We start from the raw sequence: 21,619 nt of genomic DNA, 5'->3' as shown, positions 1-21,619 counted from the left end.
TCGAGGCGGACGTAGACGGAGGCGGCATGGAAGGAGACCGATCGGAAGTCGCGGGGATGCGACCGTCCAATTCCAGAGGCGAAATCGCCTCCGTCGTTTCGCCGGAGGTGGGGCGAACCGCCGTGACGTTCGGCGAACGCACCCAGGGTGCGGCGGGATTCGTGCTTCCCGAACCGGGCGCGGTCGTGGATGCGGAGGCGACGGGCGTTCTTAAGGGGTTTTGCGGCACGGGAAGCGGCTTTCCCGCCGTCCCGGAGGCAGGCAAAGTCCGCGGTGGCTCGACCCGCGTCTGCGGTCGGGCGGAGCCTTGAACGTCGCCGCTTGGCCTCAAAATGTTGGCCGGCACAGGGGCCGGCGTGGGCGTCCCTTGTCCCGTCGGAACGGAAGGCTCGCTCCCCAGCAACGCGTGAAAAACTCCGAAACAGACCGCCGCCGCGAGTAAAACGACGCCCGGCGCCGGTCCGAAGACAATGCGTCCCGAGCGGCGAGAGAGACGGGAATGGGTGGTAGGCATCTTGGCACCTTCGTTCCTGATAATTTCGCCCATCCGGGCCGGGAACGTCCGTAACCGTCGGCGTCATGGCGGGCGCCGGCGAGCGGTCGTCTCGTCGGGTTCGCGCAGGGCCGAATCGCCCGGGCGGCCGCGCCGCGCGCCCTCCGCGCACGCCTGCCGCAACGTTCCGGGAAAACCGTGCCGGAAGTACATAACAAATGCAACCGGGAAAGAAAAGATCGTTTCGCGCAGAGAGGTCGGCTTCGGCTTGTTCGCCTCGTCGAATACGGGGAATCGGCTTCTGCGGATAAACCCTCGGGACGCCCGGTTGTTGGCATTGTTGTCCGCTCGTCGTCGCAGCCCGATAATAGACAAGAACCGTCCGCCCGAGCGGCCCACGGCGTTCTTTCGGCGGCGGACCAAGGTTTCCCTCACGGGGCGCGCTAGCGCGAGGTCTTTTCGGCATGGAATTCTCAGATCGATTCGAGCAGGCCCTATCCTGGGCCATGACGCTGCACGGTGAGCAGAGGCGGAAGCTGACGGGAGTGCCCTACGTGGGCCACCTGCTGCGCGTGTGCGGCACCGTGATGGAATACTCGGGCGACGAGGACGAGGTGATCGCCGCCTTGCTGCACGACGCCTTAGAGGATCAAAACCGACCGGGTTTGGCCGACGAAATCGCCGACCGATTCGGCAGCAGCGTACTGCACATCATTAAGCAGTGCAGCGACCGCGAGGAATCTCCGCCGCCTCCCTGGAGGAAGCGGAAAGAGGCCTTTTTGGAACGCTTGAAGACGGCCGACGCCTCCGTCCGACTCGTCACGGCAGCCGACAAATTGGACAACGTTCGCAACCTCATCACGTCTTATCGCGTTTGGGGCGATCGCATTTGGGAACACTTCCGCGGCGGCAAGGAAGGCACGCTTTGGTACTATCGGGAGGCGGTCCGCGTGCTCCGTCACGCCAGCGAAAACCCGTTGATCGTAGAGTTGGAGTCGGCGGTCAACGAATTGGAATCGCTGACGGCGGGGGAATCGGCAGGGCAGTGAATCGCGGCGACCTCCGCAAAAAAACGCGAAAACCAGCGACCGACGCCGTAACGACTCGGCCTTTCGTCCCGCGATTCCACGGGTTGGTTCTTCCCTAAGGTGGGCGTATGATGAGGGGTGGCCCAAGCGGAGCGGGGGCGGAGCCATCCAAGTATCGGGAAGCGAGATCCTCATGCCGAATCGGCTGATTCACGAAAAAAGCCCTTATCTGCGGCAACATGCGCACAATCCGGTCGATTGGTTTCCTTGGGGCGAAGAGGCCCTGGCCCGCGCGGCCCGGGAAAATCGGCCGATCTTCCTCTCCATCGGTTATTCGGCGTGTCATTGGTGCCATGTGATGGAGCGGGAGAGCTTCGAAGACGCGGAAATCGCGGCCTATCTCAACGAGCATTTCGTGTGCATCAAGGTGGACCGTGAGGAATTGCCCGCCGTCGATGCCTTGTACATGGAGGCCGTGCAGGTGATTACGGGCCGCGGCGGTTGGCCGCTGTCCGTGTTCCTAACGCCCGAACTGCGACCGTTCTACGGCGGAACGTACTGGCCCCCGCGCCCGCGCGACGGAATGCCCGGCTTTTTGGACGTCCTCCGCGCCGTGGTGGATGCCTGGGAAAAGCGACGCGAGCAGGCCCTGGAACAAGCCGAAAAAATGGCCGTACTGCTCACGGATTTGTCGCAATCGATTCCCACCACCGCGACGGCCGGCGACTCCGCCGCGGAACTCGCGGAGCGGACGTTGCTGCGCGGTTTCGACGCCTCGTACGGCGGCTTTTCGCCCGCTCCCAAGTTCCCGCATCCTTCGGTCTTGCGTTTCTTGATGCTCCGTGCCAAAGGCTGCGGCTCGGCGCAGGCCGAGCGGATGGCCGCCGTCACCTTGGACGCCATGGCGGCGGGCGGAATGTACGACCACCTAGGCGGCGGCTTTCACCGTTACTCCACCGATCCGGTGTGGTTGGTTCCGCATTTCGAAAAGATGCTTTACGACAACGCCTCGTTGGCGCGGGCATACTTGGATGCGTACCGACTGTTTCGGAGTCCATTCTATGCCCGGATCGCTCGCGAAACCCTCGATTACCTGCTCCGCGACATGCGGCACCCCGGCGGCGGGTTCTTTTCCTCCGAAGACGCCGACAGCGAAGGGGAGGAAGGCAAGTTCTACGTATGGGATCCGGCCGAGATCATGGAAATCCTCGGACCGGCCTTGGGGGAACGTTTCTGCCGCGTTTACGACGTGAGCCCGCGAGGCAACTTCGAGGGCAAGAACATCCTCAATCGGTTACGTTGCCTGGAAGAGGGACGATTCACCCCGCCGCCCGACGAATCGGAAAACGACGAAGAATTGAACGAGGCACGCCGGCGATTGGCCGCCGCCCGCGCCCTCCGCGTTCGACCAGGTCGTGACGAGAAGATACTCCTCGGCTGGAACGCGCTGGCGGTCGATGCGCTCTGCTGGGCGGGCATCGTGCTGGAGGAGGAACGCTACGCGGACGCCGCCGCGACCGGCGCCGAATTTCTAACCTCCGCCTTTGCGGCCGACGAGAACCGCTTGTGCCGAACGTGGTCGGAAGGCCTGGCGCGCTTTCCCGCCGTCCTCGAGGACTACGCCGCCTTGTGCGTCGCCCTGATCAGCTTGTTTGAGACCCAAGGCGACGAGCGCCGCATCGATCAGGCCGTGCGCTGGGTGGACGTCATCTTGGAGGCCTTTCGCGATGCCAATACGGGAGCCTTTTTCCAGACCGCACCGGAGCACCCCCACGTCTTGGTCCGCCGCTTGGATTTCTTCGACAACCCGACCCCGAGTGGGACCGCTTTGACTGCGGAAGCCCTGCTGCGATTGGGCCATTTGACGGGCGAGTCGCGGTACTTGGAGGCCGCCGATGAGGCGCTGCAAACGCTGAGCGGTTGGATGCGGCAGTCTCCCGTCGGGCTGGGACATTCCCTTTATGTGCGGCAACTCCGCGAACTGCCGTGGACGGAGTGGGTGTTCGTCGTCCCCGATTCGGGCGACGCATCGCCGACTTGCCCCGGGGGAGAAGCGGCCAACCGAGACCGCACGGCCGAAACCTGGCTGCGACTGCTGCATCGGCACTACCCGACCCCCGCCGTGACCGCTCTGCGGCGCGTCGATCCGCAAGGCCGTGCCGTGGGAGCGATCAGCCCGCACTTGCAGGCGATTTTCGCGGATCGAACCGCTCGCGATGGCCAGGTCACACTCTACCGCTGCCGAGGATTCCAATGCGACGAACCGGTGCACGGCGAGGCGGCGGTAACTGCGGCGGTCGATCGCTGGGCCGCGGCAACCTCTTGACTCGTCTCCGCTCATCGCTCGCACTTGGGCGCGATCAGCCCGAGGGATGCCAGGCCCCAACCGGTTTTCGGCCCCCTCCCCTTTCTCAACCGCCGTACGGATTGAAAGGGATGAACTGCTCGTAATCGTGGACCGTGCCCTGATCCAAGCAGCAGCGGATGACGCGCCGACCGACGGGGTCCAAGCCGGGCGATTCCAATATCTCCCGCAAATGGTTCACGAAAAACTCGTGCAAGATCCGACCGCCCTCATCGTAGGCTTCCGGTCCCACTTCCGGTTGCGTATCGACCTCCAGGAACCACGACGGGATCTGCGTTCCTTCGACCTGCATGAAGCTCAAGGCGTAGCCGAGGAGGGGGCACCGGGCCGGACGAATCTGCTCGGGCCGAAAGCGTGCGCCGCCGCGACGGGCCAAGTACTCGCGGACCAACCATTGCGGCATGAAACCGACCTTCCACGCGCCGATGTGCTGGTTCGGAATCAGCACGAATCGCGTGCCGGGGGTCTCCATGATTTGCCGCAGGAGAAGATTGGCCTGGTCGACCCGACACCCGGTCGCAAACGGCCAATAGGAGCCCACGCCCTCCGACTGCAACCCCGCCGTATCCGTAATGCTGGGGTTCGCGTGACCGCGGGGAGCGACCAGGCGCCAAAGCCAAGCCAACGCCGGCGGCAGCACGTGCATCATGCCGATGATGCCGTAGGTCGGCTTTTCTCGTGTGCAAGGCGGCGTCCGAACGCCGAAACTCCGCACGTCCACCGCCACGGGGTCATTCACCACGTGGGGGACCATTTGCCGCGGAAGAATCACGCGCGGATTGGGGCACGGTTTGCCAGGCTCGTCCTCCGTGTGCTCCCAAATCAGGCACGTCGCCTTGGGGACCGCGTGGATGTTCAAGAAGACCAGATTCGATCCCGGCGTCGTGGTGATCCGTTCCAAGTGCGGGTCGGTGCCGTAGGCCGTGATATGATCCACGCGGACGAACCAGGCCGTTTCCGCGTCGGTTACGATCAGCTTGGTATGATCTTCTTGCAGAGAGGGATGGCAGAGGGCCATGTCGTCAGTGACCGGGTGCAATTCGCAACCCTGGTTGAGCGTGATCCTCCGCTCCGATCCGTTCAGCACATTCCTGCCCATCAAGAGTCGGCCGTCCGGTTCACGATGAGGGTACTCAAGCATTTCGCTCTTGCCGCCCCCGCTGGCCCCCTCGTGCATCAACGTCATGATGTTGTCGTACGGGGTCACGACCTGAACGGTGGATCCGTGCAGCGTCAGCCATCCCTCCTCCTCGCCGAGGCTGATCAGCACGCCGTACACGCCCTTTTTCGCGCTAGGACCGGGGTATAGATTCAACGAGAAAATCTCGTGCATCGACGCGGCGCGATTGTGGATGACGACCTGTTTGCCGTCGCACAGCGTGTGGCGGAAGGGCGGGGCCACGTAGACCACCGCTCGCGGCAGAAAATTCTCCGGCACATCCTTCGCCAGGATGCTCTCTTGCAACAAGGAAAGGCCCGCGGCGAAAAACGCGGCATTGATCGGGCAGACCAAGATCGCCGGAAATCCCAACTTTCTCCCGCCCGCGTAAAACGGGAGAATAATCAACTCCTGCTCGGCCAACCAATCGAGGATTTGATTCCGCACGTCGGAAAACGGCAGGGAAAACCTCTCGTTGAATCGGGGACGATCCGTCGGACGGTCGTCGGCCACCACCATGCAGTCGGGGTCCCGCCGGCGGAGGTACGGGTCCGTATAGTTGACGGCCAGCCCGTTGCGGCAGCGGACGACGGTGGCCTCGCAGACCGGACCCTTGCCCGGGATATCGAAAATCACTTCGTTGTAATCTTTGTCCGCTCCGCCCAAAGCCAGATCGATCAGCTCTTGCGGGGTCTCGGGGAGGATGACGCGGGCGGCCTCTTGCAACAACCGCACCACCTCGGGCGGGCCCACGATCCGATTTCCGATCTCGCTTTGAAACGCCACAGCCATAGCATCACCTCGATTTTCGTTTGCTTGACGGCCCGTCTCGACGGCGTACCGCTCGCGGCACGATGATTGCCGCTCCGACGCCACACACCCAGAAGGGGCCCACCGACTCCGCCGGATTGCTACGCAATCCTCTCGTGATAACCTACATAACAGCCTATCCGAGACGGACCGATCGGATCGCAGCGAAGGTCCGATGACGGCAAGAAGGAACTGAAATCACTCGGGTACCAGTTGTGCATTCTCTTATTATGCCATCATAAACTGCCCGTAAACAGGGTGAATAACTCTTATAGATTGATACTAAACCACCCATGATTACTTTGCCACAGGTTCAAGCTCTGTTGGACCTCCAAAGTACGCTGGGAAAGGACCTTTATTCGTGCAATCGACGCCCCCCAATCGAGCCGCGTCATTGTTGCGACACATTAGAACAATTCCCCTCCCCGTTAGAGGCTGTTCGGTCAACATCGCCCCGTCAAAGCAGTCTGTTCTGAGACACCACGGGCAAGCCGAGGGTTCGCGGACCTGAATACCGAAAGCATGAATAGGCCCGTACTTCAGCGATCGCTTCACTCCCGAAAAATGAGCAAAGAGGCGGGACCGGCCACCTTAAAGTCAGGGAGGCAATCAGCGATCGTCTTCCTCGGCCTCTTCGACTTTGGCGGCGACCGCGTTCGCTTTTTGCCACAGTGCGACGACGACATCGCCCGGTTGGGGGGAAAGTCGCTCGTCGGCCGCAAAGACCAGCAACTCCTGCTTCTTTCGGATCAGGAAGACCGGAAGGACGGAATTGCCGTGTTGCTTGAGGTAGGCTTGGAAATCGAACTCCGGCGTCAAGCGGGTCGTTTTTGCGCTCACGTCCTGACCGAACCGTTCCATCAGCTTGGTGAACGAGATTTTTTCGTCGAAGAGAAATCGTCCGCAGGCCTGCGGTACTCCGCCGCCGTTATTGGCTTCGCGAGGATCCGTGTAATGCAATTGGAAGACTTCGCGCCCGCCCAAGACGTGCGAGAATTGAAGGCAGGCCAGGCTGTTCAATTCATCATTCGGCGTCATGGCCAGGACGCGCCGCATTCCGGAAAAATCCAGCTCTTCGATCGTGCGATCGGCGATGGCGCTGCCGTGATAGACAGGCAATCCCTGCATTCGGGCCACCGCGGTTTTGATGCGATCCGTGTCCACGATGAGGACCGGAAAGCCCTCGCTCTTCAACGTCTTGGCCAGTGCTCGGGCAAAGGCGTATCCCCCGACGAAGATCGTCCCTTGCGGATTGGGGTCGATCAGTTGCAGGCGGCGGGCCAGCGGTCGGGCGAAAAGTCCGGCCACGGTCACCGTGCCCAAGATAACGGCAAAAGTGGCGGAGGGCAGAAGGGCGGCGGAGTGAGGGTCGAATTCCTCCAGTTCCAGGGCGAAAACCGAGATCACCGCCGCAGCCACGATACCGCGCGGGGCCACGGCACTCAAGAACGCACGTTCGCGCCAATTGAGCGAACTCCCCAACGTGGAAATCGTGACGGCAATGGGGCGAATCAATGTCAGAATGCCCACAAACATCAATTCCTGTAGCCCGAAGGAGAACACGGTATCCCGGGACAATCTAGCACCCAAGACGATAAAGAGGCTGGACACCAGGACGACGGCCAAGTTTTCCTTAAATTCCAAAATCCCTCGCACGGAAATGCCGCTGTTGGCCAGGCCGATGCCCGCCGCCGTAACGGCCAGTAGTCCCGCCCCTTCGCCGTACCGGCTTGTGACCGCGAAAAGCAGCGATACCATTCCCAGGGCGACGGGGCTTTGCAAGAACTCGGGAATCCAATGGCGGCGTATGCATTGCCCCCAGGCTATCGCCGTGGCCGCGCCGCCGATCAGACCGACCGCGGCCGATACGGCGATTTGACGCAGGGCCTCCTGCCACGGGCCATGGCCGCCGTCGAGGTGCGCGAATTGAAAGGCGGCCACCGCCAAGACGGCACCCAGCGGATCGACGACGATCCCCTCCCATTTTAGGATGGCTCCGGTCGCGCCCCGCAGACGTAAGGAACGGAGGAGCGGTCCGATGACCGTCGGGCCGGTCACGGTCAGCACCGCGCCGATCAAAGCGGCGGCCCCCCACGACAGGCCGAGGGTCCACCGCGCTGCCGCCGCGGCGCCCAACCAGGTGACCGCCACTCCCAGCGTCATCAGCCGCAGAAAAACGCCTTGCAATTGCCGCAGCTCGCGAAACTTGAGATTCAGCCCGCCTTCGAACAAAATGACGGCGACCGCCAACGATACCGTCGGCATGAGAAGGTCCCCGAGCAATCGGTCGGGGTGAATGATGCCCGTAAACGGCCCGGCGATGATACCCGTTGAAAGCAGCAAGATAATCGCCGGGATGCGAAGCCGCCACGCCAACCATTGTGCGGCGATGCCGAGGCTCAACACCAGCACCAATTGAGGCAAGATTTCCATAGGTCGTGATGATCCTCGATTTCCCAAACGCAGGGCCGGGAAACGCCACAGCGGTCGCCGCCCCGACAGAGAGCTTTCCCACTACGGAGACGTTCGGATTGTTCTTTCCAACGCGACCGCGGAACAGCGGATTCGATCAAGGCCGAATTATATGCCATCAATGCAGAATTTCGTAGCGGCGAAGGGACCCCGATCCTTGCGGACCGTATCTCCTATGAAAGCCGAAGAACAAAGGGTGTAGCAGGAGGTTCCGATGGGGAGCTTGCTGAAAGGCATATTCGCGGCGGTTATTGGTTGGATCGCCCTTGGTTTGGGGAGCGTTCGGACTCCCGCGGAGGAAGCCGTTGTGCTGCTCGATCCGCCGGTGGGCGCCGGGCCGGTGATACTGGAGTTGCGGCTTGCGGCGGCGGCGGAACGGTGCGGTTGGGGACCGGGTTGGGCCGAGCGGCTTCAGGTCGTGACTTCGGACGGTCGCGCGATCCCTGCCCAATTCCTTCCCGCTCCCCATATGGACGACCCCGAAGCCGACCTGACGGCGACGCCCGACGACGGATCGGGAACGCTGCTGCTCGATCTTCCCGACCCACCGCCCGACCACGTCGTCTTGCGGGTCGCCGAAGGATCGGCCCCGCCGATCGCTGGGAGCTTCGACGGCAGCGTCGACACGCCGCACTTTGCCGCCGAGCACCTGCGAGAGCGCGGGGGCTTTTTCGCTTCCCTCCGCGTGAAATCCGCCGACAAAGACTTCCCTTTGCGACTTGCGGATCGCGTTCATCACCGCGATAAGGGGAGCTTTCTGCCGGGAAACGATACTCAAGCGGAGATCGTGAAACTGGGCGTCGGGCCGATCGGCACCGTGATTCGCACCCGGGCACGGTACAAATCGGGGAGCAATGATCCGGAATCCCGACCTTGGGCGGTCTACGATTGGGTGTATTTCCACGATGCCCCTTGGATTTGGGTCCGCGCGAGAGCGGCGCAGAGTGCGCCTTTCCGATGGGACGAACACCACTTTCTGGAGTTGCAGTTCTCCGAGAAAACGGCGGCGGAATGGCTGGGCGGCGATCCGGTACAGCGGGGCCGCTTCGAACGTGCCGGCAAGTCGCACCGCTTGACTGAAGCCGCCGTCATCCTGGACGGCCCGCGCGCCCTCGGGCTGGCGTCGCCCGGCAACGTCCTCATTTATGATTCGCCCGGCGGCGATGCCCATTACATCCAATCCAACGGCGACGCCGCTTGGCAGCCGTGGGAAACCGGTATCCTGGACAAATCCGCCTGGATATTCGGCTTTTCGGCCGACGATCCCGCCGCGCGACTCGCATCCGTGCAAGGGCAACTTCCCAAGGTAGCACAAGCTGCGGTGACGACGGACGAAGTCCACCGCCGGATCATTGCCGGTGCGCAAAACGTTTCGCCGGTCGTCGCGGGCTTGGCCCGGCGACTGGAGGCGGAGGGTCGCTGGGACGACGCCTTGGCCGCCGCTGAAGGCCGCCTGCCCGATCGCTTCGTCGTCCTTTCCGCCGGGCGAGTCGCCTTGGTTTGCGAACGCGATCGGACCGGCGTCATCGGGCCGACCCTGCACGACGCCCTGGACGGTCGAGCGATCACCGGCGACCGTCTGCCGCTGTTCACGGTGAACGTCCGCGCAGTCGGCGGCGAGGAAGACATCGCCTTGAATTCCGATCAGGGCTGGCAAGACTTCTCCGTCACGCTCGATCCCGGCGAACGCACGCTGACGCTGGAATTCCGGAATCCGGCGGACGCCCGCCTGCACGGGTTGGGCGTCGTCGCCCGAGCGTTAGCCGACGAAACCAACGACGCCATCCGCTGGACGCTCGAGGTCCGAAATGCCGGCGAGAATCGGAGCATCCGCTCCGTACGGTTTCCCCAAATGGTTCTGCTCGAACCGGACGCGGACGGTTGGCTGGTCTACCCCAAGGCCGCGGGCGTGGCCGAGCAAGGGGCTTGGCGCCGCGCCGTCGATTTCGGCGGGCGCTATCCCAGCGGTTGGGTCACCATGCAGTTCGTGGCGGCCTATCCGCACGACAACCGATCGGGCCTCTACATCGGCGTCCATGATCCGTTTGGCGGAACGAAGGAATTGCAGTTACACAGCCGCCCCCGGGAACGCCTCGTGGACTACACCGTCGAACAGTGGGCGGAAGGAATGGGGACGCCCGGCAACACCTTCCAAACCTCCGGCGAGGTCGTCTGGCGACTGTTCGACGGCGACTGGTTCGACGCCGCGAGAATCTATCGCGATTGGGTAAGGCGCGAAGCCCGCTGGTTTCCCGAATTGGGGCCTGACGGACGCCAAGATACTCCGCCGTGGATGCGGGAACTGCCGATTTGGGCGCTGAGCGGCGGCGCCCCGGGCGATTGCGTCGAGTCGGTCCGCAAGTTCGCCGAGTACTTCGGCGTGCCGGTTGGATTCCACTGGTACAATTGGCACCAAATCCCCTTCGACAACGACTATCCCCATTACTTCCCCACGAAAGACGGCTTCGCCGAGGGCGTCCGCGACTTGCAATCGCACGGCGTTCACGTCATGCCGTACATCAACGGTCGGTTGTGGGATACGCGCGACCGGGGCATGGAGGATTTCGAGTTCACCTTGAAGGCCAAGCCGGCGGTCTCCAAGGACGAAAAAGGTGAGCCTTACGTGGAAACTTACAACAGCAAGGAAGAAGACGGCAGCCCGGTCCGCTTGGGCGTGATGTGCCCCTCCACGCCGCTCTGGCAGAATACCGTCCGCGAAATCGTGTTGCGGCTATTCTCCGAGTGCGGTGTGCACGGCGTATACATCGATCAGATCGCGGCGGCGGCGCCGACCTTGTGCTTCGATCCGTCCCACGGGCATCCTCTCGGCGGCGGGCATTGGTGGACCGAGTCGTATTGGCATCTCCTCGATGCGCTTCGGCGGTCCATGCCCCGAGACCGCATGATCACCACGGAGTGCAATGCGGAACCGTTCATCCGATGGTTCGACGGCTACCTGACCTGGCACTGGCAGTATCCCGATCAGGTTCCGCTGTTTCCCGCCGTGTACGGGGGAAGCGTGCAGATGTTCGGCCGATATTACGGAGGGACGGGGAGCGGGCTGTTACCTTCGGAGGAAGCGGGCAGGAACCGAGACACGGCGCTCCGGATGCGGGCGGCACAGCAGTTGGTCTTCGGCGAACAGCTTGGCTGGATCAACCCCGGCGTTCTGCAAGAGGAAAACAACGCCGCCTTTTTGAAGAAGTTGGTCACGCTCCGCGCCGAAACGGCGCGATATTTCTACGCGGGCGAAATGGCCCGACCGCCTCGCGTCCTGGGTGAAATTCCCAAACTCCGCGCCGACTGGCAATGGGGAGGCACCATGTGGGTCACCACCGACGCCGTGTTTCGCGGTTGCTGGGCCTTGCCTCGGGAAAATCGCTTGCTGGTCTTGGCCGTCAACGCCGCCGAGCAACCGGTCCCCGTGCGGATCGAAATCGATGCCGCCCGCTGGGGGTTGCCGGATCGCCCGCTATCCGTCCGCCGGTTAACCGCCGAGACCGTCGAAGGCCCGACCGAATCTGCGGCAAGCTGGGGCGTGGATGCGGTCTTGCCGCCCGCCTCCGTTCATGCCTGGGAGCTACAATCCGTCCAGCGTTAGTCCAACGTTAACTCAACGTTCCGCCCGGCGCGACGGCGACGTCGCACGTCCGGATGGAGAATCCAACCACCCTTAAGCAACGAGGAGCACCACCGTGACGCTTTCCCCTTGGCTTTTCGCCGCCGTTGTGTGCTTGCAACCTGCCGCAGAACCTGTCAATCCGTATCCCCGGGAATTCACACCCGGCGGGGAACCGATCGTGATCTCCTTCGAGAAGGATTCCGGCGGTTTTCGGGCCGAGAATCAATGCTCGCTGTCGGTTGAAAACGGGATATTAGCGGTGGAAAGCCGTGGTGACGACCCGTACATCGGCCGCGACATCCAACTCCCCGGCGAGGACTTCCAAGTGGAGGTTCGTCACCGCACCACGGTCCCCGGCGGTTTCGGCATCTTTTGGACCTGCGGTGATTCTCCCGGTCGAGGAGAGGATAAATCGCGCCATTCCGCGATTGCGGCGGACGGCCAATGGCACACGTACGTGGCGCGGATTCACACCCCCGGCGGTTTTCGCAATCTTCGGATCGACCCAGGCACAGCCGAGGGCCGGTTCGAGATCGCCGAAGTTCGCATCACCCCGCTGACGGCCGGTCCGCTGGTCGTGGAACAAGTGGCGGTAGAAGACGATGCCGTGATCTTTCACGTGCGGAACGCGGTCAAAGAAACCGTCGCTTTTCGGCACGGCGACCGATCGGTCGAACTCGCTCCGAACGAGGTTGCGGCCTTGCGGCAACCGACCGCGTCGGATCGTCTTTTGGATTTGGTGGAATTGCGAGTGCAGTTGCCGCGACATCCCGCACTCGCCAGGCAAGCCGTCGTCGTGCACGACGACGCCCCCGCCGAATGGATCGGCTGTCCGGTGCCGGGCGAGGCGGACTTGACGCTGGAGGCCGCACAAAACTCGAACGTGATCAGGCTGCGCAAGGGCGACGCGATTCTCGCGGCGATCGCGCCGGTGGCGGCGCCGTCGCAACCGGGTCGGCCCGGCCAATTCACCCGCATCCCCGCCTTCCAGGTTCGGAGCGTCGAAGGAGGCTTAGACCTCTCAGCGGAAGGGATTCGCGTCGCCGTTCGGCCGACGGACGGCGAGATTCGCTTCCAAATCGAGGCGGACGAATTCGTGGAAGGCCCCGTCGTTCGCGCCCGCGGCGGATTGGAGCAAGGGTTGTTCGCCGGCTTGGAATACCTGGGCAAGGGCGAGTGCAGTTCCTCCAAGGCCGACATCGAAACGCCGGAGCATTCACGATTTGCGCCGGATCGACTCAAGGTCACCATGCCCCTCGCCGCCTTCACCACCGAGAAAGCGACCGTCGCCCTGAGTTGGGACGACATGCGATTGCAACCGACTTATGCCACGCCGAATTTCGTGGACGGCGCGGCGGAGCATCGCATGAGCTTGCTGGGCATGCGCTACGACGCCTTCTTGCGTCTGAAACAAGAGTCGCTGGAGGACGCGATCCTTTGGGCCGTTGGAAGGCACGGGTTGCCCGAGACTCCCGATCCGCCGCGATCGGCCAAAGAGCAGGAGGATCTGGTGCTTTGGGCGCTCACTCAGGGTCCGCTCCGCGACGATGAGGGTTGGGGGCACTGCGTGGAACCCAATTGGAAACGACAATTCTTCGCCGACATGGCTTCGACCGTCGGGCGGATCACGGGAGAGGTCCCGCCGACGCCGACCCTGGTTCCCGGCGGCGGGCACCTATCCGACGACTATGCCTTCTTCCTCACCGGTCGAGCCGACCTCTGGGCGCAGTACCAACGCAATCGAGCGCAGCAGGCCCTTCGTGCCCAACAGTCGGACGGTTCCTACCGTTATTCAGGGCGCTACCTGAAAGGCCACTTCGAGGACACCGCGAGCGGTTATTGCGCGCAGTATGCCAAGCAACTGTTGGAATACGCCTATTTAACGGGCGACCAAGAGGCCCTTCAGGCCGGAATCCGTACGCTGGAGTATATGAAGCGATTCCGCACCCCGCGAGGGGCCCAGGTCTGGGAGTTGTCGCTCCACACGCCGGATATCTTGGCCTCCGCGCACCTCGTTGCCGCCTATGTTCGCGGTTACGAACTGACCGGCAACAAGGAATACCTGGAACTGGCTCGCAAGTGGGCGATCACCGGCATTCCCTTCGTCTATCTCTGGGCGGAACACCCCGTCATGCTGTACGCCACCATCCCCGTTTACGGCGCCACGAATTGGGTCGCGCCGAACTGGATCGGCCTGCCCGTGCAGTGGTGCGGCCTGGTTTACGCTTACTCCCTCACCATGTTGGCGCCGTACGATTCCACGCTGGACTGGAATCGTCTGGCCTGGGGGATTCTGATCTCGGGCGAGCAGCAACAGGTGCCGCCGGGCGATCCGAAGGCGGGAACGCTGCCCGATTCATTCTCTCTCGCGGCCCAAAATCGCAACGGACCCTTCATCAACCCGTGCGCGCTGTACATCCTGCGGCGCAAGCTTTCCGGCGAATCGGACCGTCCGCAGGTCCTGGATGTCCAGGGACACCGCGTCGTGATCCCCTTCCCCGCCGAACTGCGAGACGGTCGCGTGGTCATCCACGCCAAACCGGGCATCCGGTACCAGGTCGTCATCGACGGCGGCAAGAGCATCGTGGAAATCCAGTCCCTGGGAGAGGATGAATTTCCCACCACCGGATTAGAATAGAGACGTGGGCCGCAACCGCGCGGCACGGCAATTGCAGCAGCCAATCGGCAAGAGGATCGACGGCAACGATGATGCGAAGACGGTGGTCGCGGATCTCTTTGGGGGCAACCCTCGGCGTGCTACTCGCTTGTTTCGGTACGGCGGTCGGGTGTCGCCCCATGCCGCCCATGGGCGAGGAAGGTGAGAATCCGGCCGGGCGGCGATCCGGCGACCGCGCTCCCTTTCGCGAGTTCCGCTACACCGACAAGACGCCCGAGGAGTGGCTCTCGCTCTTGAGCCACCGCAAACCGCAAGTACGAGACCAGGCCATCGACGCCCTGGTCCAGTACGGGCCGGGACAGGTCGCCGCCCTGCGGAAGGTGGTGCGAGAGACGAACAACGTCGATGCCCGCGTCTCCGCGATCCGGGCCTTGAGCGCCCTGGGCGCCGCGGCCAAGGCGGCGGTTCCCGAGTTGTCCGAGGCTTGCCGGGCGGAGGCGTGGGACGTCCGTGCCGCGGCGACGGAGGCCCTGGGGACGACCGGCCAAGGCGATCCCCAGGCGACTCGAACCCTGTGCGCCGCGTTAAAGGACGAGGATCCTGCCGTCCGCGCCGCCGCGGCCAAAGCCCTGCGGAAGTGCGGGGCCGACGGTCCGGACGTGATTTCACAATTGATGGAAGCCTTGGCCGATGCGGACCCCAACGTGCAGGGCGCCGCCGCCGATGCCCTGGGGCGGATGGGGCCCGCCGCGGAGGTCGCCCTGCCGGCTTTGGAAAAGGCCTTGCAGTCCGCCGGACCGGTGGCCAAGATCTCCATCGAGGAGGCCGTCAGAAGCATTCGCGCTTCCTCCAAGCCGTGAACGCTCACGCCGTGGATTTGGAAGACGAAGCCCGGCGATAAGCGCCCGCCCGCGACCGAAACCTCTTATGGAACGGGCCGCGGAAAGCGAGAGGAGGGAGTACCGCTTCGGCCCGTCAACCGTGCAGGAAATGGACGCCATGAACGCATCCGAGACCTTCGTCGGCGGCAGCGACGGACTCCGCCGCAGACTGGATTGGGCCGTGAAAATCGCTCGCGAGGCGGGTGAAATCACGCTCCGGTACTTTTGCTCGGAGATCGAAATCGAACGCAAGGCGGACGATTCGCCCGTGACCGTCGCCGACCGCGAAGCCGAGAGTCACCTGCGACGGCGCATTGCCGAAGCCTTCCCGGAGGACGGGGTGGTTGGGGAGGAATGGGGGACGGCGGAAGGGTCCGGAGCCTATCGTTGGATACTCGATCCCATCGACGGTACGAAATCGTTCATTCACGGGGTGCCGCTGTACGGGACGCTGGTGGGAATCGTGTACGAAGATCGCGCCGCTGCCGGAGTCGCCCGCATTCCGGCTTTGGACGAATGTGTCTACGCCGCGGAAGGCATGGGGGCCTGGTACGTTCGCGGTGACTCGCCGCCGCAACCGGCCCACGTTTCGTCTTGCCGACGATTGGCGGAGGCCGCCTGGGTCACCAGCGAGGTGGCGAATTTCGACCACGTGGGACGCCGCGACGCCTTTTTCCGCCTGCAAGAGTCCGCCCGTTTGGTTCGCACCTGGGGAGACGCCTACGGCTATCTTCTCGTCGCCACCGGTCGCGTCGATTTCATGATCGATCCCTTGATGCAGGTGTGGGACGCCGCCGCCGTGGCCCCCATTATTCGCGAGGCCGGCGGACGTTTCAGTGACTGGCAAGGAGTCTATTCCTTTGCGTCGGGCAACGGTTTCGGCTCCAACGACTTACTGCACGAGGAGGTTCTCGCCGTCCTCTCCGCGCCTCCACCGGAAACGTCGCCACGGAGTTGAAAGGCACGCCCGTCGCGCGAACGACAAACGGCGACCGCCGTTTCCCCTCCGGCAAATGACGCTCCGACCCTGTACCTCGGCGGCGTTTGCCCCGATAATGCGAGAGTGCGCGATCGTCGGCCCGAAACGACATCGCCGGGGCGCCGGAAGCGGAGCCCCAACGACGAATGGTGAATCGGCGGGAGACGGACGGTCCTCTTTCCCGAAGACGCCTTTTTCCTCTTCGCGACGCCGCCGTCGGTCCGGGTAACGCGGCGACACACCCGCAATGCATACTTACTCCACGGATTGACGATGGATTCCGAGCGACCCGTTTCCAGCGAACAACCCTCCGAATCGCCCGCGTGGTCCAAACGCGTTCCCTTTCAGGTCGATGTGGGCGGCATCATCCAACTGATGGGCGAATCCCTTTACAGTCGCCCCGAGGTCGCCGTTCGGGAATTGATCCAAAACGCCCACGACGGTATCATGCGGCGCCGGGCCGAGGAGGTGACGTTTCAGGGGCGGATCGACCTGCGGCAAAACGCCGAACAACACGTCCTCGAAGTCAGCGACGACGGCATCGGCATGACGCCCGAAGAGGCCGAGACGTACTTGGGGACGCTGGGACTGGGCATCAGCGGTTGGATCAAGCGCCGCGGCGATGCGCCCGGGTCCGCCAGCCTCATCGGGCAATTCGGCGTCGGCCTGCTCAGCGGGTTCCTCTTGGCCGAACGGATCGTCGTGGTCTCACGGCACCGCGACGATGACCGCGCCGTGCTGTGGGAGGCGGGTTCGGGAACCGACATCTTGCTGGCCTCGGCCCGGCGGGAATCGTGCGGTACCACCGTGCGACTGCATCTCAAGCCGGAATTTGCCGCCTATGCCGAGCAAGAAGAATTGCTGGAAGCGGTGATCCGCCAGTACGCGGACTTTCTTCCTCTCCCCATTTTCCTCAACGACGGCAGTCGGCGCGTGAACGTGGGAACCGCCGCTTGGCTGGACACCACTCCCGACCGCCACGCCTTGGAAATGGAGTTGGAGTCCTACTTCGGGGAGACGCCGCTGGAGGTGATACCCCTCCGCGTGGAGCGACCGGTCACGGTCCGCGGGGCGCTGTACGTCACGCCGCAGCGAACGCCCGGCTTTACCGACGCCCCCACCTTGACCGTCACCGTCCGGAGGATGGTCATCTCCCGCCGCCTGCAAGGACTGCTGCCGGATTGGGCCCCGTTCATCCGCGGAGTCGTGGAGTTACCCGAGTGCGACCCCACGGTCAGTCGCGAGGACCTGGTCCGCAACGTGCGCTTCGGTTGGGTGCAGGACGAACTGGATCGCATCATCTTTTCGCACTTCGAGAACCTAACCGAGAACGATCCCAAACGTTGGGAAACGCTGATCGCTTGGCACCGCTACCTTTTGGCGGGAGCGGCGCTGGCTCAAGAGCGCCTACGCCTTCTGCTGCGTCGTAGCTACCGTTTCAGCACCTCCCAGGGACTGCTGACGTTCGAGCAGATATTCAAACGGAGTCGCAGTCGCACGCTCTTCGACGGGGACGCGGATTACGTGCTGTGGTACAATCCCAATCGGCACCAAGAATCTTGGATGAACACGCTGTTCTTGGATTATCCGGCCCCGTGCGTGCACACCCTGCGGAGCTTTGAAGAGACCCTGCTGGCCTTGATGGCGGCGGACTTGGCGGCGGAAGGGTGCAGCATCGACGTCCGCATCGCCGGGCCGGGCAGTCCCGATTTCGCGCGCGGCGTCCTCGGCATGGGAGATTTAAGCGATGCGCCGCCGATTTGGCAGGACTTCCTCGGGTCCGATCGAGTGCGCGTGCTGGTGGGAAGGTTCGCTCCGCGAATTCCGGTCATGGCGTTCCTGAGCGAACGCGCCGAATTATACAAGACCTTCGAAGAATTGAAGAAAAGCGGCAGCGTGCCGGCGGGATTTCAGCGATTGATCGACGCCCATTTCTCGGGCGACGTCCCCCGCCCGAACGAAGTGGTTCTCAATCTCGATCACCGTTTGGTCGGCCGCGCTCTGGAACAATCGCCCGGCACGCCGCTGGGCAGCGTGGTGCGATTGCTGGTCGGCAAGGCTTTGGCGACGGCGGGTTGGGTCCCGGATCACGCCGCCTTTCAACGCGAAGAAGACGATCTGATGTGGATCGCGGAAGCCCTGTGGGGGCGCGATTCGCGACCCGGCGGAGATTGACCTCCGGGTCCGACGCCGCCCGAAAACTTCTCGTCATTCCAGGAGGACCTCCCATGTCAACCGAATTACCGGCGGACCCTGTCGATCGGCAAATGCAGGAGTTATGGGGTCGACAGGAAGAGTTGGAGGATCGCGGTTTCTTCCGTTCGTCGATCCGCGTCGCGCACGAACTGAGAAGATTGGCAAAGACCGAGCGGCGGGTCGTGCCCTACATTCGCGCCACGCTCACAATTACGCATTGTGCTCTGTGCACCTTCGAGACGGAATTGGGCATGGAATTGGCGACCGAAATGGTCGCCTTGCTGGAGAGCGAGGAGCACGCTCGGCAGTTCCAACCCGAATTTCCCGACGATGAATATCAAGGCGTCGTTTTTTGGCTTTCGACCTGCGCCTATCATCATTTGGGTTCTCACGCCGCCATTCGCTACGGATATGGTTCTCCCCGGGTACGCGACGTGGTGCGGGAAGGCAATGAAGTCTGCCGCCGAACGGGAAAGATCGCCTGCCTCGATTGCTTTCGCGATTACACGGTGTGGGTCTATCTGACTCTGGGCGATGAGCAGACGGCCCTGCACTTCGCGCGGTCGATCGAAAACAAATTGCCCATCCTGGATCAGGGCGACCATCGTTTCGAGGGCGCCCGGATGCACGCCTTTATCCACTTGCTGTGCGGGCGACTGTCGGAGGCGGTGGACCAAAGTCGCCGGGCCTTGGAGTTGGCCAAGGTCTATCACACGCCGCTGCTGGCCAAGCTGGACGCCTTCACGCTGCTGGGTTCGGCGCTGCACCTCTCGGGACGCGGCGACGAATTGCCGGAACTGTGCGCCGAGGTGGGCGAACCGCTGGATTGGTCGCTCTTTCCGCCGGAGGACGAAAACCCCGACTTCGCTTGGCGCAAGGCCCTGTTCGAGGCCGTAGTCGCGGCCTGCGCCGATCGTCCCGCGGAGGCCGCCGAAATCCTGGACGCCTGGGACCGGCGACTCACTCAATGGGAAGCGGTTCCCCAATGGCTGGAGACGCGGACCCGGTTGATCTCCGTACTGCGGATGATGGGCAAGGATGCGCAGGCGGATGGACTGGAAAAGGACTTGCGGCGGCACGTGAATCCGGGCGAGGCGGCGTTATACTTCTCTCGCTTGGACGCCATCACGTCGGGCAAAGTGCCCCCTTCGGCCATCGGCTTCCTGCATCCCCCCACAGCGGAGCGCATCCCGCTTCCTCCCTTGACCGGCCGGTCCGCGGACTCGTCGGACGAGAGTGAACCGCAAAAGGCCGCCGAGAAGTCTGCCGTGCCGTCCGTCGATTGGGACAAAACGCCCATGGGACCCATGTTCAACGCATGGTTCGAACGACTCCCCGAGGGCACCGACGCCGACTCCCAACAAATGGAGGCGATCCTGGATGAAATGCTGTCCGTCGATCCGGCTGAGGTGGAGTTGCCGGAAGACGGGGCACGGTTGATTTTTGTGGCCGGGCAACTGGCGGCGGTCCTGCGCCGCGAAAACGACGTGTGGCAATGGGCGCGAAGGTTGCTCGAGCGTTTCCCGGAGCACCCGGACGTGCTGAATCTGTCGGCGACGGCGGGGTTGGGGGCCTGGATGCGGCACGCTCAAATGGTCGCCGAATGGCGAGAGTCCCGCGATCAGGCCGCCGAAGGCGACGCTGCGGCGGACGCACCGGGCGACGAGACGCCCACCGAAAAGGCCCCCGAGGGCCCGCCGGATCCGAACCTTCCCGACCAACAGACCTTGGAACACCTCATGCGGAAGTCGCTCGATTTGAAACCCGATCATCCGCGGCACTGCTATCGCGCCGGGGTGCTGTTTCACGTCTTGGGTTTACAGGGCGACGCGGAATGGTGTTTCGCCCGAAGCTTCGCCTTGGACCGTACCCAGGCCGCCGCCGCCCTGGCCTTGGCCGAGGTCTACGCCGACTCGAAGCGCGATGAGGACGCCCTTTTCGTGCTCGATCTTTGCTTGCGCGAAGGAAAGGTGGAGGACGCCGACGTGGCCTGGGAGGCGGGTTTGGCGGCCTTTCGTTTGGAACGCTACGCCGAGGCCGCGACGTACTTCAACCTGGCCGGACAGTGGCGCAGCGCACAACCTTGGCTGCCTTACTACTTTGCCTGGTCCCTGCTGGAAACCAAGCGACCGGACGAAGCCGAGACGCAGATCGACGTTTTCTCGGAGTTGCACGGTCCGGACCATTTTGCGGCCCGGGCGCTGCGGGCCTGGTTGGCCGCCATCCGCGGCGAAACCGAAACCGTCCGCGACATCGTACGAGCCATCCTCGACGTCCCGCTTCGCGAGGTGGATGACCTTACCCCCTTGGGCATCGAGAAGATCCTGCGGCAATTGTGGCGTGTGGTCAAGGATCACCTCCCGGCGGAGGACCCGCTCCAGGGCGAGTTGATCGAACGATTGTTCCAGGCCGGGATGGTTCCCGACGACTACTTCGAGGAAGAGAGGGCGCGACGGCCCATCACGGAGGGACTCAAATACTACGAATGCGCGGTGGAACAACCGCTGGACGACGCTTGGCCGAATCATCCGGCCTGCATGGCTCATCAAATCAATTGGCGAGAATACTACGCCTCCTGGGGCGTTCTGGCGCGGAATGAAGAGGAGGCCGAGCACTACGTCATCCAGGCCCAGCAGCGCTGTTACGTCCTGCCGCCGACATTGATGAGTTGCGACGAGGCGGATACCGGCTTTCGCGATCGACCGGGCGTCGTCTGGCAAGGGGCGCGGGAATGCCCCGACGAATACGACGAAGAAACCCAGGAGCGATTGAAACGCATCGCCGAGGAAATGGCGGGCGACGACGAGGACTCCGACGAGGACGACGATTTCCTGCCCGATGATGACGACGACGAGGACGACGACCTGATCCGATGATCAGCACCGCGATTCGTCCACGGGGCCGCGCGGCGCAGCATCGCCATTCGTCGACCGGGCGCCGAGAAGCCCCGGCGCCGAAAAAACGCGGGAGACCGGTCCCGGCGGCGTATTCCCGATG

The 21,619-nt window shown here is 63.3% G+C and carries 11 protein-coding genes; 9 read left to right on the top strand and 2 right to left on the bottom strand.

From position 1 onward, the window contains the following. The first annotated feature begins 56 nt into the window (after positions 1-56). The 3 genes from ACYQ6J_RS12795 (at position 57) to ACYQ6J_RS12785 (ending at position 3,847) form a co-directional block, all read left to right on the top strand. On the top strand, positions 57-311 hold the full coding sequence (locus ACYQ6J_RS12795; RefSeq protein WP_460184570.1) for a hypothetical protein: 255 nt from the start codon (positions 57-59) through the stop codon (positions 309-311). A 646-nt stretch (positions 312-957) separates the two neighbouring features. Beyond that, positions 958-1,542, top strand: coding sequence for an HD domain-containing protein (locus ACYQ6J_RS12790; protein ID WP_460184569.1), 585 nt, complete (start codon positions 958-960; stop codon positions 1,540-1,542). Positions 1,543-1,714: 172 nt separating this feature from the next. After that, positions 1,715-3,847 carry a thioredoxin domain-containing protein gene (locus ACYQ6J_RS12785; protein WP_460184568.1) on the top strand — a complete coding sequence of 711 codons (2,133 nt, stop codon included), beginning with the start codon at positions 1,715-1,717 and terminating at the stop codon, positions 3,845-3,847. Positions 3,848-3,932: 85 nt separating this feature from the next. Here ACYQ6J_RS12785 and ACYQ6J_RS12780 read toward each other — a convergent pair whose 3' ends face one another. Next, entirely contained in the window at positions 3,933-5,837 is a 1,905-nt protein-coding gene (locus ACYQ6J_RS12780; RefSeq protein ID WP_460184567.1) for a DUF4914 family protein, read from the bottom strand. 627 nt (positions 5,838-6,464) lie between these two features. Further along, positions 6,465-8,288 (bottom strand): cation:proton antiporter, encoded by a 1,824-nt coding sequence (locus tag ACYQ6J_RS12775; protein ID WP_460184566.1) that lies wholly within the window; start codon positions 8,286-8,288, stop codon positions 6,465-6,467. 253 nt (positions 8,289-8,541) lie between these two features. Between ACYQ6J_RS12775 and ACYQ6J_RS12770 the strand changes: the two genes are divergently transcribed. The 6 genes from ACYQ6J_RS12770 (at position 8,542) to ACYQ6J_RS12745 (ending at position 21,498) form a co-directional block, all read left to right on the top strand. Further along, positions 8,542-11,928, top strand: coding sequence for a DUF6259 domain-containing protein (locus tag ACYQ6J_RS12770; RefSeq protein ID WP_460184565.1), 3,387 nt, complete (start codon positions 8,542-8,544; stop codon positions 11,926-11,928). A 94-nt stretch (positions 11,929-12,022) separates the two neighbouring features. After that, positions 12,023-14,587: a glycoside hydrolase family protein gene (locus ACYQ6J_RS12765; protein WP_460184564.1), complete on the top strand. Its 2,565-nt coding sequence runs from the start codon at positions 12,023-12,025 to the stop codon at positions 14,585-14,587. Between the two features lie 68 nt (positions 14,588-14,655). Continuing rightward, positions 14,656-15,426 (top strand): HEAT repeat domain-containing protein, encoded by a 771-nt coding sequence (locus tag ACYQ6J_RS12760; RefSeq protein ID WP_460184563.1) that lies wholly within the window; start codon positions 14,656-14,658, stop codon positions 15,424-15,426. Between the two features lie 139 nt (positions 15,427-15,565). Further along, positions 15,566-16,405: a histidinol-phosphatase gene (hisN, locus tag ACYQ6J_RS12755; RefSeq protein WP_460184562.1), complete on the top strand. Its 840-nt coding sequence runs from the start codon at positions 15,566-15,568 to the stop codon at positions 16,403-16,405. A gap of 294 nt (positions 16,406-16,699) precedes the next feature. Continuing rightward, complete coding sequence (locus ACYQ6J_RS12750) at positions 16,700-18,601, top strand: ATP-binding protein (protein ID WP_460184561.1); 1,902 nt, start codon at positions 16,700-16,702, stop codon at positions 18,599-18,601. 53 nt (positions 18,602-18,654) lie between these two features. Beyond that, positions 18,655-21,498, top strand: coding sequence for a hypothetical protein (locus ACYQ6J_RS12745; protein ID WP_460184560.1), 2,844 nt, complete (start codon positions 18,655-18,657; stop codon positions 21,496-21,498). Positions 21,499-21,619 lie beyond the last annotated feature (121 nt).

This window comes from Thermopirellula anaerolimosa, from assembly GCF_054657335.1.
Note: the sequence above shows the minus strand (reverse complement) of the source record. Positions and strands in the feature narration are given on the sequence as shown.

Excerpts from the sequence above, each read along its gene's own strand:
- ACYQ6J_RS12795 (WP_460184570.1), top strand. The coding sequence starts at position 57 with ATGCGACCGTCCAATTCCAGAGGCGAAATCGCCTCCGTCGTTTCGCCG.
- ACYQ6J_RS12790 (WP_460184569.1), top strand. The coding sequence starts at position 958 with ATGGAATTCTCAGATCGATTCGAGCAGGCCCTATCCTGGGCCATGACG.
- ACYQ6J_RS12785 (WP_460184568.1), top strand. The coding sequence starts at position 1,715 with ATGCCGAATCGGCTGATTCACGAAAAAAGCCCTTATCTGCGGCAACAT.
- ACYQ6J_RS12780 (WP_460184567.1), bottom strand. The coding sequence starts at position 5,837 with ATGGCTGTGGCGTTTCAAAGCGAGATCGGAAATCGGATCGTGGGCCCG.
- ACYQ6J_RS12775 (WP_460184566.1), bottom strand. The coding sequence starts at position 8,288 with ATGGAAATCTTGCCTCAATTGGTGCTGGTGTTGAGCCTCGGCATCGCC.
- ACYQ6J_RS12770 (WP_460184565.1), top strand. The coding sequence starts at position 8,542 with ATGGGGAGCTTGCTGAAAGGCATATTCGCGGCGGTTATTGGTTGGATC.
- ACYQ6J_RS12760 (WP_460184563.1), top strand. The coding sequence starts at position 14,656 with ATGATGCGAAGACGGTGGTCGCGGATCTCTTTGGGGGCAACCCTCGGC.
- hisN (WP_460184562.1), top strand. The coding sequence starts at position 15,566 with ATGAACGCATCCGAGACCTTCGTCGGCGGCAGCGACGGACTCCGCCGC.
- ACYQ6J_RS12750 (WP_460184561.1), top strand. The coding sequence starts at position 16,700 with ATGGATTCCGAGCGACCCGTTTCCAGCGAACAACCCTCCGAATCGCCC.
- ACYQ6J_RS12745 (WP_460184560.1), top strand. The coding sequence starts at position 18,655 with ATGTCAACCGAATTACCGGCGGACCCTGTCGATCGGCAAATGCAGGAG.